The 13194-nt window shown below is 52.0% G+C and carries 10 protein-coding genes; 5 read left to right on the forward strand and 5 right to left on the reverse strand.

Going from position 1 to position 13194, the window contains the following annotated elements; all coding sequences use genetic code 11:
• Positions 1–62 precede the first annotated feature (62 nt).
• Positions 63–536: a DUF2147 domain-containing protein gene (locus EPN93_19470; protein ID TAL30656.1), complete on the forward strand. Its 474-nt coding sequence runs from the start codon at positions 63–65 to the stop codon at positions 534–536.
• Between the two features lie 9 nt (positions 537–545).
• Here the strand turns inward: EPN93_19470 and EPN93_19475 are convergent, their stop codons facing one another.
• The 4 genes from EPN93_19475 to EPN93_19490 form a co-directional block, all read right to left on the reverse strand.
• Positions 546–2756 carry a DNA translocase FtsK gene (locus EPN93_19475; GenBank protein TAL30666.1) on the reverse strand — a complete coding sequence of 737 codons (2211 nt, stop codon included), beginning with the start codon at positions 2754–2756 and terminating at the stop codon, positions 546–548.
• A gap of 835 nt (positions 2757–3591) precedes the next feature.
• Positions 3592–5250: a ribonuclease J gene (locus EPN93_19480; GenBank protein ID TAL30657.1), complete on the reverse strand. Its 1659-nt coding sequence runs from the start codon at positions 5248–5250 to the stop codon at positions 3592–3594.
• The gene (locus tag EPN93_19485) at positions 5247–5681 is read right to left on the reverse strand and encodes a dUTP diphosphatase (GenBank protein ID TAL30658.1); all 435 of its coding nucleotides are present in this window, start codon (positions 5679–5681) and stop codon (positions 5247–5249) included. The genes EPN93_19480 and EPN93_19485 overlap by 4 nt, the downstream gene beginning before the upstream one ends.
• Positions 5682–6069: 388 nt before the next feature.
• The gene (locus EPN93_19490) at positions 6070–8997 is read right to left on the reverse strand and encodes a hypothetical protein (protein TAL30659.1); all 2928 of its coding nucleotides are present in this window, start codon (positions 8995–8997) and stop codon (positions 6070–6072) included.
• 175 nt (positions 8998–9172) lie between these two features.
• Between EPN93_19490 and EPN93_19495 the strand changes: the two genes are divergently transcribed.
• Positions 9173–9454 (forward strand): glutaredoxin family protein, encoded by a 282-nt coding sequence (locus EPN93_19495; GenBank protein ID TAL30660.1) that lies wholly within the window; start codon positions 9173–9175, stop codon positions 9452–9454.
• Between the two features lie 6 nt (positions 9455–9460).
• Positions 9461–9964: a ferredoxin:glutaredoxin reductase gene (locus EPN93_19500; GenBank protein ID TAL30661.1), complete on the forward strand. Its 504-nt coding sequence runs from the start codon at positions 9461–9463 to the stop codon at positions 9962–9964.
• Between the two features lie 61 nt (positions 9965–10025).
• Here the strand turns inward: EPN93_19500 and EPN93_19505 are convergent, their stop codons facing one another.
• Positions 10026–10967 carry a M28 family peptidase gene (locus EPN93_19505; protein TAL30662.1) on the reverse strand — a complete coding sequence of 314 codons (942 nt, stop codon included), beginning with the start codon at positions 10965–10967 and terminating at the stop codon, positions 10026–10028.
• Positions 10968–11373: 406 nt separating this feature from the next.
• Between EPN93_19505 and EPN93_19510 the strand changes: the two genes are divergently transcribed.
• Both EPN93_19510 and EPN93_19515 read left to right on the forward strand, forming a co-directional pair.
• Complete coding sequence (locus tag EPN93_19510) at positions 11374–12279, forward strand: hypothetical protein (GenBank protein ID TAL30663.1); 906 nt, start codon at positions 11374–11376, stop codon at positions 12277–12279.
• 57 nt (positions 12280–12336) lie between these two features.
• Positions 12337–13194: galactokinase (locus EPN93_19515; GenBank protein TAL30664.1), on the forward strand; the 858-nt coding region annotated here is incomplete at its 3' end.

Consider the following 13194-nt stretch of genomic DNA (forward strand, 5'->3'; position numbering starts at 1 on the left):
AATAAATATGAAATCGCGCATAATGCGAAATTTTCGCATTGAACAGGACAGGTCGGTGATATATGGTGGCGGCGTTGTATGCGCTTATAATCCCTGAAGGAGGATCAACGATGTTTAGAATTCTGTCTGTAGCAGTCCTGTCACTTTCGCTTTTCATGCTGCCCAACGCGGTCAAGGCCGGAGGGGACGATGCGCTGGGAACCTGGTTTACCGCGAAGAAGGACGCCAAAATCACCATTTTCAAATGCGAAGATAAAATCTGTGGAAAGATAAGCTGGCTCAAGACGAATCCGGACGACCTCGACACGAAGAACCCGGATCCGGCGCGCCGCAATGATAAAATCCTGGGCAAGATAATGCTCTGGAATTTCGATTTTAACGGCGAAAAGTGGGAAAACGGTTTTATTTATGATCCCGATTCCGGCGACACGTATAAGTGTATTATGTGGATGGAAGGTTCCGGCGTTCTCATGGTGAAGGGATATATCGGATTCTCGTTCATAGGCCGCTCCGAAACCTGGACAAAGGCGGAGTAGCGTTCCACCCTACACGAACACCTCTCGCGGTTTGCTCCCCTGCTGGGAGCCTATGTAGCCCCGCTCTTCCATGAGCTCGATGATGCGGGCCGCGCGATTGTAGCCGATCGAAAGCCTCCGCTGCAGGTACGATGCGGAGGCTTTTTTCGTTTCTTCGACTATCTTCAGGGCCTCGACGAAAAGCTCGTCGTCATCGCCTTCATCTTCGTCCGATAACTCTTCCTCAAAAATGCTTTCATCGATGTCAATGTAGTTGGGACTTCCCATTGAGCGCAGGTGCGAGACTATGCTTTGGATCTCGTCCTCGGAAATGAACGCACCCTGGATGCGCATGGGAAAAGAGCTCATGGGGGACTGATACAGCATGTCTCCTTTTCCAAGGAGCTTCTCGGCGCCATTCTGGTCTATTATGGTCCTGGAATCGGTTTTCTGGGCCACCTGGAAGGCGATGCGCGCCGGAAAATTGGCCTTGATCACGCCGGTGATGACGTCCACCGAGGGACGCTGCGTGGCGAGCACCAGGTGGATTCCGACCGCGCGGGACTTCTGCGCGATCCTCGTAATGCAGCCCTCGATCTCCTTGGACGCCACCATCATGAGATCGGCGAGCTCGTCCATGATGATGACGATGTAGGGAAGCCGTTCGTATGTGGTTCCATATCCCTTCACCTTCTGGTTGTAGCGATCGATGTCCCGCGTGTTAAGCTGGGAAAGCAGGCGATAGCGCCGCTCCATCTCGTACATGGCCCACTTTAATGCCTTGGGCGCCACCTGGGCGTCGACGATCACGGGATGGAGAAGGTGCGGTATACCGTTATAAAGCTGGAGCTCCACCATCTTCGGGTCGACCATGATGAAGCGCACAAAATTGGGATCGTAGCAGTACAAAAGGCTTGTGATAATGGAGTTCACGCACACGGATTTTCCCGATCCCGTCGCCCCCGCGATGAGGAGGTGCGGGAGCTTCTTTAAGTCGAGCATAACGGGTTTCCCCAGGATGTCCTTTCCCAGTGCGACCTTGAGCTGGCCGGTTGAACCCTGGAACTCGCGCGAGCCCAGGACATCGCCCAATGACACCATCTCCCGGTGGCCGTTGGGAACCTCGACCCCGATTGCGGATTTTCCCGGGATGGGAGCGACGATACGCACCCGCGAACCGGCAAGCGCCATGGCGATATCGTCCGATAAGCTCACGATCCGGTTGACCTTGATGCCGGGCGCGATCTGCATCTCGTAAAGGGTGATAACCGGGCCCCGGTTTACATTGATCACCCTGGACTCGATCCCGAAGTCGCGAAGCGTGGTTACCAGTAATTCTGAATTTTTAATGATTTCGGCGCGCCAGCTGTCCCCGTCGACCACGGAGGATGACTGTAGAAACGCGGTGGGCACTATATACTCGTGATTTATGGGGATTTCCTCGAAAACCTTATCCTCCGGTGTCATGCCGGCTTCAATCCCCCCGAAGTCGAAGGTCTGCTGCACCTCTCCCGGGGAGCCGCCCTTGCGAACAGGGCTTTGAATTTCCGACTGCGACGGCATCGTCTCCGTGATGGGAAAATCCGCGACCGGCGCCGTCCGCGCCGCAAGGATTTCGTCCGCCTGGGCGCTGCGGACAGCATCCCTCAATTCTTCCTCGTTATCGGAGATGGTGAAGCGGCCTTTTTTTATTATCTGCACATCGCCTTCCTCGAAGCCGTCGGGACGGGCATTTTCCTCTTCGGGCGCGGACAATATCTCCGTAACGGGGTTGTAATCGACCGTAATTTCCGCGGGGGGAGCGTATTCCCGGGAATCCAACGCGGAATTCCATCCTTCGTCGCTTTCTGCAGGGAACCCATCCGGTACCGGCGCGCCCGTGGGTTCGGTAGTTTCCGCCGAAAGCGAATTGCGAAATTCCAGGAGGTTGAGCGCAAACCTGCCCCTGCCGCTTTCGTCCTCCTGGATTTTGCCTTTATACACCTTTACGCGCTTCCTGGTGACCCAGGGGGGCTTTTTCGCTTTTTGGTGCGCGTCGTCAAGATCCTCGTTAATGGAATTCAACGGGGCGGAATGGTTCCTGGAAAATACGCGGGTGAGCGACGCAAGCCGGTTCTTGAACGCGGGTACCGACTTGAAATGAGAGCTGTTAATGATCCGGGTCACCGATAACGCCCCCAGTAATATCAGCCCTATGAGATTGAGAAGTACGATCACCAAAGAAGATCCGACGCTTCCCATACAGCGATCGAGAAAGGTGTGAACGTACAAGCCTACGAACCCGCCCGCATCTTGGGGCATCCTGCTCGCAAATACGAGCGACAGGAGCACGGATAATGTCAGGAGGAGAAAGGACAGGGAAAATATCCGCTCAATATCCTGCGATATGTTTCCCCTTGTGAGCACGGAATATCCGGAAAGTCCGAATATGCCGCACAGAACCAGCGCGGAGTACCCGAATGCCGTGCGGAGGAAATTGGCCATCCAGGCGCCAAACGGGCCAATGAGATTTTTGACCGGCCTGTTCTGCTGAAGCTGGTCAATATCGTTCAGGCTGAAGCTTGCGAGGGTGAGCATCAGGATAATAGTAAACACTATAATCAAAACGCCCGCAATCTCCTGGTACCGCCGGTCGCTTAACACCCAATGCCTCCTTGCTCGATGCACTAAAATTTCATCCAGTCCCGCACAGGACTGCGGCTGACGGAGAGTAGGCCCGTCATCCGCGGCATTCACCGGAATGGCGGAATATCTCCACGCGGGAATAAAATCGGGCATTCCCCTGAAGACGCCGCGCCGGGCTGGTGACTTTTCCCTGTCTCCTCTGATTTTCGGTTCAACGAAGGCGATTTTTTAGTGGATTAAGCCGGCACCCGGCACCAGAGGGTAAAAATATGGCGCCTTGAGCAAACGAGAATAATAACGGATTCAGACAATATGACCGATACTACCGGCCTGCACAAGGAGCGCCTTCACGAATTCCCCGGTCTTTTGGGTTAGCTGAAAGGAAGGCGGATCTCCCGGCGGGCCGGGCCCTGTTTCCGGGACGGCGGCTTCGTAAGGATCCGATACTGCCTTAAACTTCGAGGACCAGTACCTCGATGAGCGGATTCCTGCGGGTGAGGCGATATACATGGTTCTTGAGGTTTTTCTTCAAGATTATGGCAATTTCCCGGGCGGGGGTGCCGTCTTCAAGAAGCTTGTGCGCCTGTTCCTCCGCATCGGCCCTGATCATGTCGACGATGCGCGTGGTGCGACCGGTGATGAACCCCCGTGCGAGCACCTCGGGTCTTCGTACGAGCATACCTTCCGATACGACGGCAGTTACCACCACGATGCCCTCGTGGGACATCGATTTGCGATCCGTGATGATTGCGCTCGAGATGTCCTCAATTTCGTTTCCATCGACGAAGACCTGGGAGAGCTCGATCTTGCCCGATTTTTCGAAGCTTTTACCCGTAAGAGAGAGTACGTCGCCGTTTTCGGCGATAAGGATGCGGGAAGTAGGGATTCCGATGGATTCGGCAAGCCGGGCATGCGCGCGGAGGTGGCGGTATTCGCCGTGGATGGGGAGAAAAAACTTGGGTCGCGTGAGGGAAATCATGAGCTTCAGCTCTTCCTGCGACGCGTGACCCGAGACATGGATATCCTCGTCCTGTTCGTAGAAAACATCGGCCCCCATCCGCATGAGGGCATTTATCACCGTGTACACCGTGCGCTCGTTCCCCGGAATGACCGATGCGGTTATTATCACGGTGTCCCCGGCCCCTGCCATGATATTCTTGTGCGTTCCGGAGGACATGCGTGCGAGCGCCGACATGGGCTCGCCCTGGGATCCGGTGCAAATGACCACGAGGCGCTTCTGGGGGATTGAACCCGCCTGCTTGATATCCACCACGAGATTGTCTTTGTAGGTGAGGTAGCCCAGGTTTTTCGCGATCTCGACATTCTTGATCATCGTGGTGCCGGAGAAGACGACCTTCCGGTTGTATTTTCGGGCCGCGTCGAGTACCTGCTGTATGCGATGGATATTGGACGCGAACGTGGCGACGATGATCCTTCCCCGCGCATCGGCGAATATTTCGAACAGCTTTGAGGCGAGAACGCTTTCGGAGCGGGTGTACCCCTTCCTTTCGGCGTTCGTGCTGTCGGACATGAGAAGGAGCACGCCTTTCTCTCCATATTCCGAAAAGCGAAAGATGTCGGTTACCTTTCCGTCAACCGGGGAATAATCGATCTTGAAATCGCCCGTGTGAATAATGACGCCCACGGGGGTCGAGATCGCGAGGGCCGTTCCGTCGATAATAGAATGATTAACCCTTAGAAAGTCCACGAGGAATCCCCCGATCCGAACCTGTGAACCGGGTTCCACTTCGATCAGGACGGGTTTCTCTGCCGGCGGTTTTTCTTCGAGCCTGCTCTGGATGAGACCCAGGGTCAGCCTTGTCCCGTATATGGGCGCGGATATCTGCTGCATAAGGTAGGGGACGGCGCCTATGTGGTCCTCGTGTCCGTGGGTTATGATGACCCCCTTCACCCTGGACCGGTTCTTGACCACATACGAAAAATCCGGGATGATGAAATCTATTCCGGGCATCTCCTCGTTGGGAAACATGATGCCGCAATCGACTACCATTATATCGTCCCCGAACTCGAAGAGCGTCATATTGGTTCCGATAGCCGCGAGGCCGCCTATCGGGATAATGGTCAGTTTTTGTTCCCTGCTATGTTTCATATACCGGTATGACCGAATCCTCCGTCATTGCGCTCTGTGCCCGAAAGTTCCCCCGAAAGCTCAAAATCGCCCCTGAATACGCGCGCGAACACCATCTGGGCTATTCTCATCCCGTTCTCCACGAGAAAAGGCTCCTTGCCGAGATTGGCCACTATAATTTTGACTTCGCCGCGATAGTCGGAATCAATGGTGCCCGGGGTGTTGAGAAGGGTGATGCCATGCTTCAAGGCGAGTCCGCTCCTGGGACGAATCTGCGCCTCGAAACCCTCGGGCAGTTCGATTACCATCCCGGTCGGAATGAGCGCTATTGATCCGGGCTGAATGCTCAGGGGCGCATCCATGAGCGCGAAAATATCGGCCCCGGAGGCCCCATGGCTCTGATAGGACGGCAGGCGCGCGCCCTCTGCTAGCGTAATCTTCACAGGTATCATGAAAAAGGCAGGCTCTGCACCCGCCCTTTCCATCTGAGTGATAACTACACCGTTGTCAAGAAAATACTCGGTTCGCTGAAAATCAGGGACATCCCCGCGTGGTTCTACCGGGGTGCGTTTTGCGCCTGAAGATTCCTGCGATGAAAGTATTTTACGATCGAAGTCTTAAACACGAACGAGAAGATCAGGTACGTCAGCTTGATTAACATGGTTTCCTCCATGACGGATTCAGATAGTAAAGGCTTTTTCTTAAGCAGCTCGAAACAAAACGAGTGAGTGCTCACTCACAACATAAGGATCACTCATCATTTTGTCAATAATTTTTTACGCTCCATACCGATAAAAGACAAGAAGAATCGATCCAGGTTGAAAGATATTTACTACATTCTTACATTCGAGCGGCCAGGATCGCGAAAAATATCTCCCTGGTCTGTTCATTGCGATTCTTGCTGTTTTTCTGGTCGAACAGGTAGGACTGGCGATAGCCTATGACCAACGGGATGGGCAGGGTGAGCAGATGGGTTTCGAAATTGAGTTCCGCCCCCGCTGAACGGAACAAGAGCTGCCGGTTATTGCCCATGCCTGTGCCATGATCATAAAAGGCATTGATAAAAATCCTTTTTATGTATATCAGCCCTCCCAGGTAGTGCTGATACATATGCTTCAAATCGGCAAGCGCCTGCAATCCGGGGTTTGTCAGATACAACGGTATTGTGTAATTCGAGCTTACCCGGTAAAAATCGTCGAAAAAGACGTACTCATACCCGCGGGAGAAGAGGACCATGCTTTCAAATCTATAGTTATGCTCCCGCTGGCGCTCATAGGCCCCCTGGAAATACAGGCTTTGATGAGAAAAAAGACCGGGAAAAAACATGGTGGCCCATGCGGAAAACAGGCTGCCGTGGTAATCCCCCTCGAACGGGGTATGGGCATACGATACCGAAGCCTGCTGCCCGAGGACCGGGTAAATATCCTTAATCCACTGGTATCCCCTGGAAAAATTCAATGAATAGGTAAGGGGCGCAAATGTACCGTTATTATTCTTATGGGATTCGGGAAGCTCAAGGTCCGAGATGAAGGTATACGCGATATCGGTTTTCAATTCCAGGAGCGTCATATAACGGTCCCTTGTCAGGTTGAGCGGCACGCGGATCGAGGCGGTGGGAGAAACTTCCCTCCATGAATAATACCTGGTTTCTGTTTTTCCGCCGGGGAACTCGATGTCATAGGTCGAGGTGCGGTCTCCGTACAAAATTCCGATATCGACGATCGGGTACAGGCCGGCGTAGCTGAGGAGCGCGAGACCGGTGTGGGTGCGCTCATTGTAGTTATATATGTAGCCGGCGGACAATTGCAGCGTATTGAGCATGTTGGTCGAGGTAACGAGCAGCGTGAGATCGCTCGGGTTTGGGCCGGGCATAGGATTCCAGCTGTGCAGGGTGAAAAGCGCATCGGGACCGCCATAGTCGCGCACCGGGAATTCCTGGTTCGGAATGTCCTTTAAAATGGACGAGCCGGCTTCCTGCCGTATCAGCGGAGCAAAATAATCGACACTGCGCTTTTCGACTTTTTCCAGGGGAATCCACGCAGCGGGATCGAGCTCCTGGCGGGCAGCCATGTATCCGCGCGCAGTGACATCATTGAAAAGCAGTATTTTCCCATCGGGCGACAGGGCGGGATTATAGGCGCCGAACTTCCTGCTGGTGACCTGCCACACCCGGCGGGTGGCGATTTCGACGGCGTATATGTTGTCGATCCCCGAGAAGGGAGAGCCATAATATATGTATTTGCCGTCCGATACGGGCGTCTGGGCGTCAAGATGCGCGTAAGTGATAATATCAGCTTCTTTTGCGGTGCCGATATCGTACAGCATGAGCGCTTTTCCCTTGTTCCTGTCGATCTTCGTGTACACCAGGCTTGTTCCGCCGGGGGTCCATTGCGGCGTCATGATGAACGGGTTTCCGGGATTGGGGATGCGGGATCGCTCTTCGCCGGTCGCGGCATCGAGGACCACCAGGGAGCAGAGGTTCTGCTCGGTGAACTCGACGCAGGCGATTTCTTTTTCGTCCGACGAAAGCGCGGGCGCGTATAAATTTGATCGTGAGCGGAAGGTGTGTAGCGCCCCGGTCCGGGCGTTATAGCGCTTAATGACCGAGTAGCTCTGCTGCCCCCAGCGCAGGTCGGGAACACTTTCCGTCCATACCACGGAATCACCCACGACCGAGGAATTTAGGTGGCTGATCATTCCGGGCTTGAATACTGGAATTTCCCTGCCCGTAGGGTCTATTTTAACAAATTCGAACCTGTCTTCCATTCCATACTTTAAAACCAGGATATCCCCGGTGGAGGTGAACTGGGGCGCATTATAATAGGTCCACGCCGATTCGCTCCCGGTGGTGAGCGTTGTCGCGCCGGTCAGCGTGAGCCCCTCTACCTGACTGCGCCATAATTTTTGAATTTCATCGATAGCGGCCTCGTAGGTTCCGACCGCGCCGTTATCCGTGTCGGCATACAGGGAATAATGAAACCAGAAGGGAACCGGCAGGCAGGTGGTTTTGTCGATAACACGGCTCCACGTATTGGCCCCATGGTGCCTTCGTGCGTATGAAACCATGTAGTATCCCATGAGATAGGGAGATTGAAGCGGATCCCAGTCAAAGTAAGACCCGAACATGGCCTTATAGTAGGGATAACGGATGCCGCTCAGGAGCTGAGCCCGAAGCTCCACGTCAAACGACGGCTCCCTTCCGCGACCGCTGTCGCTGAGCGCCGTTTCCATGACAACGGCGTCACCTTCGAAAAACCACAGGGGGACAGAAACGAATTCCGCGATAAGCAGGCCCTGTTCCCCGCCGAGAAAATACAAACAGGTGTTCACATTCCTGTTCATAAAGTCGAATTGGATGATATGCCTGTATTCGTGAACGCCCAGGACGTTGTACCAGTCGTTGGTTCCTATGAAGGGATGCTGCGGGGGGACATTGTACCACTCCGATCGGCGCGGTGCAAGCGTCGCCATACCGTTGGAGTCGGCGAATTTATTAAAGAGCAGGACAGTCAGCTTACCCGATTTTGCAGGAAGGGTTTTATAATTGAAATTCCTTAGGTGTTCAAGCGTGTTGGCGACCCTTTGTGCGTCCTTCTCGATTTCTGCGGGGAAAAGGATTTGGAAATGTTCCGTTTCAATTTTCTTCCACTCTATTCCGGGAGGATTCTGCATCGATTCGGGAATGCCGGACAATACCTGAGAGAAGGCGGCGATATGCAATACGCCTATGCTCGCAAGGATCAGAAGGATAGGCGGTATTCTCTTCATTGACGGGGCTCCGTTTACAATTATGCCGCTCGACCATTACTGCTTATTCGATATACCCCTGACGTTCAACCACTATTTCCCCTGCTGACATTATTAAATAAAAACCCACTGCGTTATTACTATTTGACATCGGCAATCGCAAAAGATATTTTTACAGGGCAAGGAGAAACCGGATATGGCAAATTTCACCCGTGTCGAAGGGAAGGATAAAGGAAGAATCGAGCTTTACGCGATAAGCACGTGCGTGTGGTGCAAGAAGGCGAGAAACCTTCTTGATGAAAGGGGGGTTGAGTATTTTTACATTTATGTCGACCTCCTTGAATCCGAAGAAAATTCCAAGATCAAGGAAGACATTAAAAAATGGAATCCCCTTTGTTCTTTTCCTACGCTCATTTTCGACGGAGAGAGGTGTGTCGTAGGATTCGACGAGGGTAAGATTCTCAAGGAACTCGGGTGAGCTGCCATGGAAATTCCCGCAACGGACGTAGAAAGAAATTATCGGGCGCTTAATAAGGACGCGGAATCGGGCGGATATCATCTGAATCCCGATGCTGACTTCACACGGGAGCTCATTATCGGGCTTTTAATCAATGAAAACCGATACGGCTACTGGGCGTGCCCATGCAGGCTCGCCTCGGGATCGAAAAAAAACGACCTGGACATTATTTGCCCGTGCGATTACAGGGACGCGGATCTTGGCGAATTTGATGCATGCTATTGCGGTCTGTACGTTTCTTTAAGGGTCCTTGCTGGAGAAGTAACGGTTCATCCCATACCTGAGCGACGCCTCCCGGATGAGGAAAGGCTCGCGAAAGCGGAGAAAATGGCGAAGGTATCCGACACGCAGAGCCTGGCATATCCGGTTTGGAGATGCACGGTATGTGGCTACCTGTGTGCAAGGGAGGAGCCGCCCGAGGTCTGTCCCGTCTGCAAAGCAAAAAAAGAACGATTCGAGAACTTCATGTAACCAGATTTGCAAGCCGCGTATCATTCTCCTGTTATCGCCATTTCCTACAGTTTCGGCCCCCTCAACGATTGAGCCCTGAATCTGATGCGGAAACCAGTGTCTCCAGGTTCGCCAGCGAGGCCAGCGTAAGGTGTATATTCCAGATATTCTCGGTTAGAAATTGGAAGTTAATGGTCTTCATGGTATCGAGTTCGGTATGGTAGTTCATATTTCGATAAAAAGCGGTGTCCGTGAGCATTATTGCCGGGTAACCCTGTTTTACATAGCTGTAATGGTCGGAATGGCTGATTCCTGGGATTGAAGAAGGACCTACCATGTCGATAATCTCACGGCGCGCCCGGCCGTTATAAAGTTTTTTCCACAAAAACGTGTATGCAGAGGAAGAGGGGAGCGAAACCACGGCCAGGAAATCTCCGCGCTTTGGGGTTTTGCGGGCCATATCCCGGAAAGGGACATGCTGCTCAACGTGTTTTCCCCCAAAACCGAGCATTTCCAGGCAGATCATAAGATCGATCCGGTCTCCGCGGTCGCGGGAATTTTTCGCACTCACCATGCTCCCCATGGTATCCCCGGAGAAATGCGGAGGTTCCTCGAGGGTAAACGCGATGAATCGGATCGTGCGTGCGTACGATCCGGCGGAGAGAAGCCGGTATACTTCCAGCAGCCCGGCGATGCCGGAGGCGTTATCATCCGCGCCCGGGGTATCAGAGATCGTATCGTAATGGGCTCCGATAAGAACAAGTCCCCTGGACGGATCCTTTCCCGGGATATCGGCGATTATGTTGTGAACGCGCTTGTCGTCAACCCTGTACCCTTCTTCGATCGGTATATGGCCGAACTGGGCGAACCTGTTCGCGATGTAGGTCGAAGCCGCGGCCAGGTTCTCGTATTTTCTCAGGGTGCGCTCTCCGAGCGAATTTGAGAGAAAATCGATAATCGCGTGAGAGTTATGAAGTATCTCACGTTTCGCGGCGCGGTTTCTGTTAAATATTGTGTGCAGCATGTGAGTTGTTTGTGATTAACTGTTATTAATTCACGATACATGGATTCATATGGATAAGAGGCGAAATATTTCAAGATTATTTCTTAAATACGAGGGGAAAGATTAAATCCAAAGTCGAAGTACGCAGGTGGAAGTCAATTAATTGTCAAAAACAGAAATATATTAATATTTATATTATGAACAGCTTGACTGAAATCATTGTTTAGCGCGAGCACAAAGCCGCCAGTGTTGACGAAATGTGGATAAGAAATTAATTGACTTTAGGATATTTTTTTAAATTTCAGAGGATTTTCTCAAAATATAATTGACTTAAAATTAATTTGAGTATAATTGACGGGATAGCCGTTAAAATTCGATTTGCTTCCCATTCATTTCCAACAGAATAAACGAGGAGAAACCCGTTTACATGAAAAGTGCGTCACAGGCCAGGATAAGCCGGCGGGAAGTGGAAATTAATTTACTAGCGCACAAGGCTGTAAGCAATAATTATTCCAGGAAACGGGTTCTCAGGGAAATCGATATGCTTTTTGCGGACTCCGGAAACGCGATTAGGGAAAGGATTCTTCTAAAAGTCATGCGGCGATGCTACGAAACCGTATACGAACCCGTGAAACACGTTACTACGGGCGGTTCTGCGCGTACGATATTGCTCGAGAAGGAGTACATTTCCGAGGAAAAATTCTACGAATGCTTCGCGGTCAAGCTTTGTTCATTCCTTATTGAAAAATTCCAGGGATCTGCAATCTCCTGCACCAGGGATTACAGGTTCAGTAAAGATTTTTATACCTTTTGCATCCGCGAACTCACGGAAAAGGAAATTGTCCCGGAACACGCGGACGCCGAGATACTGGAAATCAATTTAAAACAGGCTCTCATCATGCTCAGGCAGTCCGGCGTGCTTGTTTCGGAACGGGGGAAGGCTCGTATCACCGACAGGATATTTTCAGGAACTTCTCTTTTCATGTTGGTTTTTTCCTCGTTCTGGAACAGCGTACGATGGGAGGATATATTTCCTTCGAATGAAAGCGCCGCACGAGATCTTAAAAAGGATCGATATATTCTTATCGATATCATGTTGAAGCATCACGGGAGCTTCACCGTTGACGATGCCTCGAACGCCTTTTTTGACCTGACCGGTTTTTCCAGAATAAATGATCTGCATATGATCTCGTTTCTCGACTTCTACTTTTTCACCTGGATGAAGTATTTCGGACTCCTGTTGTATGAAGAAACCGGCGGGCAGGATTCCGTCAAGGTTTGTCTGACCGAACAGGGACGAAAGTTCCTGTCGGGTCTCCAAAATCCGCATTGATTGCGTCCTCGTTGACTCAAGGCCGCCCGGCCACATTTGCCGACAAGGATTAACGACATGATGGATCCTTGCATTCAATTAAAGGCCCGGCATAGGAAATCTTTCCCCGGGAAAGCCGACATCCGGTGTTTTTCCTGCCCGGGCAGAATCAATCTCATTGGTGAACATATAGACTACAACGGGGGCCACGTATTCCCCGCCGCGATCGATAAAAGGATTCATGTGGCGATCTCTAAAAATGATCTCGGCCTCATTCGGTTCAATGATCTCCTTTTCAACGCGCGGAAGGATTTCCAACCGGGGGATTTTAGACCTGGTACGGATGTTGAAAAAGTCTGGCTGTATCCGTACGGGGCTATCAGCCTGCTAAAACTTGAGGGTACGCAAGGCTACGATTTGAGTTTTGATAATTCGATACCCTCCGGCGCAGGTGTATCAAGCTCCGCCGCAATTACCGTGATAACGCTCTTCGCGGTTTCCGCAATGGACGGCATCCGGATTGATTCGCCGGGGCTTGCAAGATTGGGCCAAAGGGTCGAACAGGAATTCGCAGGGGTCTCCTGTGGAATTATGGACCAGTTTGCGGTCATTAACGGAAGAAAAAATGCTGCAATGATCCTCGATACGCGTGATTTATCATTTGAATACGTGGGGGTCGATCCAAACAAGGTCCACTTTATCCTGGTAAACAGCGGGGTAAAGCACTCGCTCCGCGACAGCGCGTATAACGATCGGAGGCGCGAATGTGAACAGGCGCTCCTGCTCCTGAAAAATGCAGGCATTAAGATTGAGCATTTATGCGACCTGGATGGTGCTTCACTGGATGTGCTCAGGGCCAATTTGCAGGGGAATACCTTAAAGCGCGCAATTCATTCGGTGTCAGAAAACGGCCGCAGCATCAAATTCTATAATGCA

This window comes from Spirochaetota bacterium (assembly GCA_004297825.1).
Classification (GTDB): Bacteria; Spirochaetota; UBA4802; order UBA4802; family UBA5368; genus FW300-bin19.

Coding starts and splice junctions, on each gene's coding strand:
- EPN93_19470 (TAL30656.1), top strand. CDS start 63: ATGGTGGCGGCGTTGTATGCGCTTATAATCCCTGAAGGAGGATCAACG.
- EPN93_19475 (TAL30666.1), bottom strand. CDS start 2,756: ATGGGAAGCGTCGGATCTTCTTTGGTGATCGTACTTCTCAATCTCATA.
- EPN93_19480 (TAL30657.1), bottom strand. CDS start 5,250: ATGAAACATAGCAGGGAACAAAAACTGACCATTATCCCGATAGGCGGC.
- EPN93_19485 (TAL30658.1), bottom strand. CDS start 5,681: ATGATACCTGTGAAGATTACGCTAGCAGAGGGCGCGCGCCTGCCGTCC.
- EPN93_19490 (TAL30659.1), bottom strand. CDS start 8,997: ATGAAGAGAATACCGCCTATCCTTCTGATCCTTGCGAGCATAGGCGTA.
- EPN93_19495 (TAL30660.1), top strand. CDS start 9,173: ATGGCAAATTTCACCCGTGTCGAAGGGAAGGATAAAGGAAGAATCGAG.
- EPN93_19500 (TAL30661.1), top strand. CDS start 9,461: ATGGAAATTCCCGCAACGGACGTAGAAAGAAATTATCGGGCGCTTAAT.
- EPN93_19505 (TAL30662.1), bottom strand. CDS start 10,967: ATGCTGCACACAATATTTAACAGAAACCGCGCCGCGAAACGTGAGATA.
- EPN93_19510 (TAL30663.1), top strand. CDS start 11,374: ATGAAAAGTGCGTCACAGGCCAGGATAAGCCGGCGGGAAGTGGAAATT.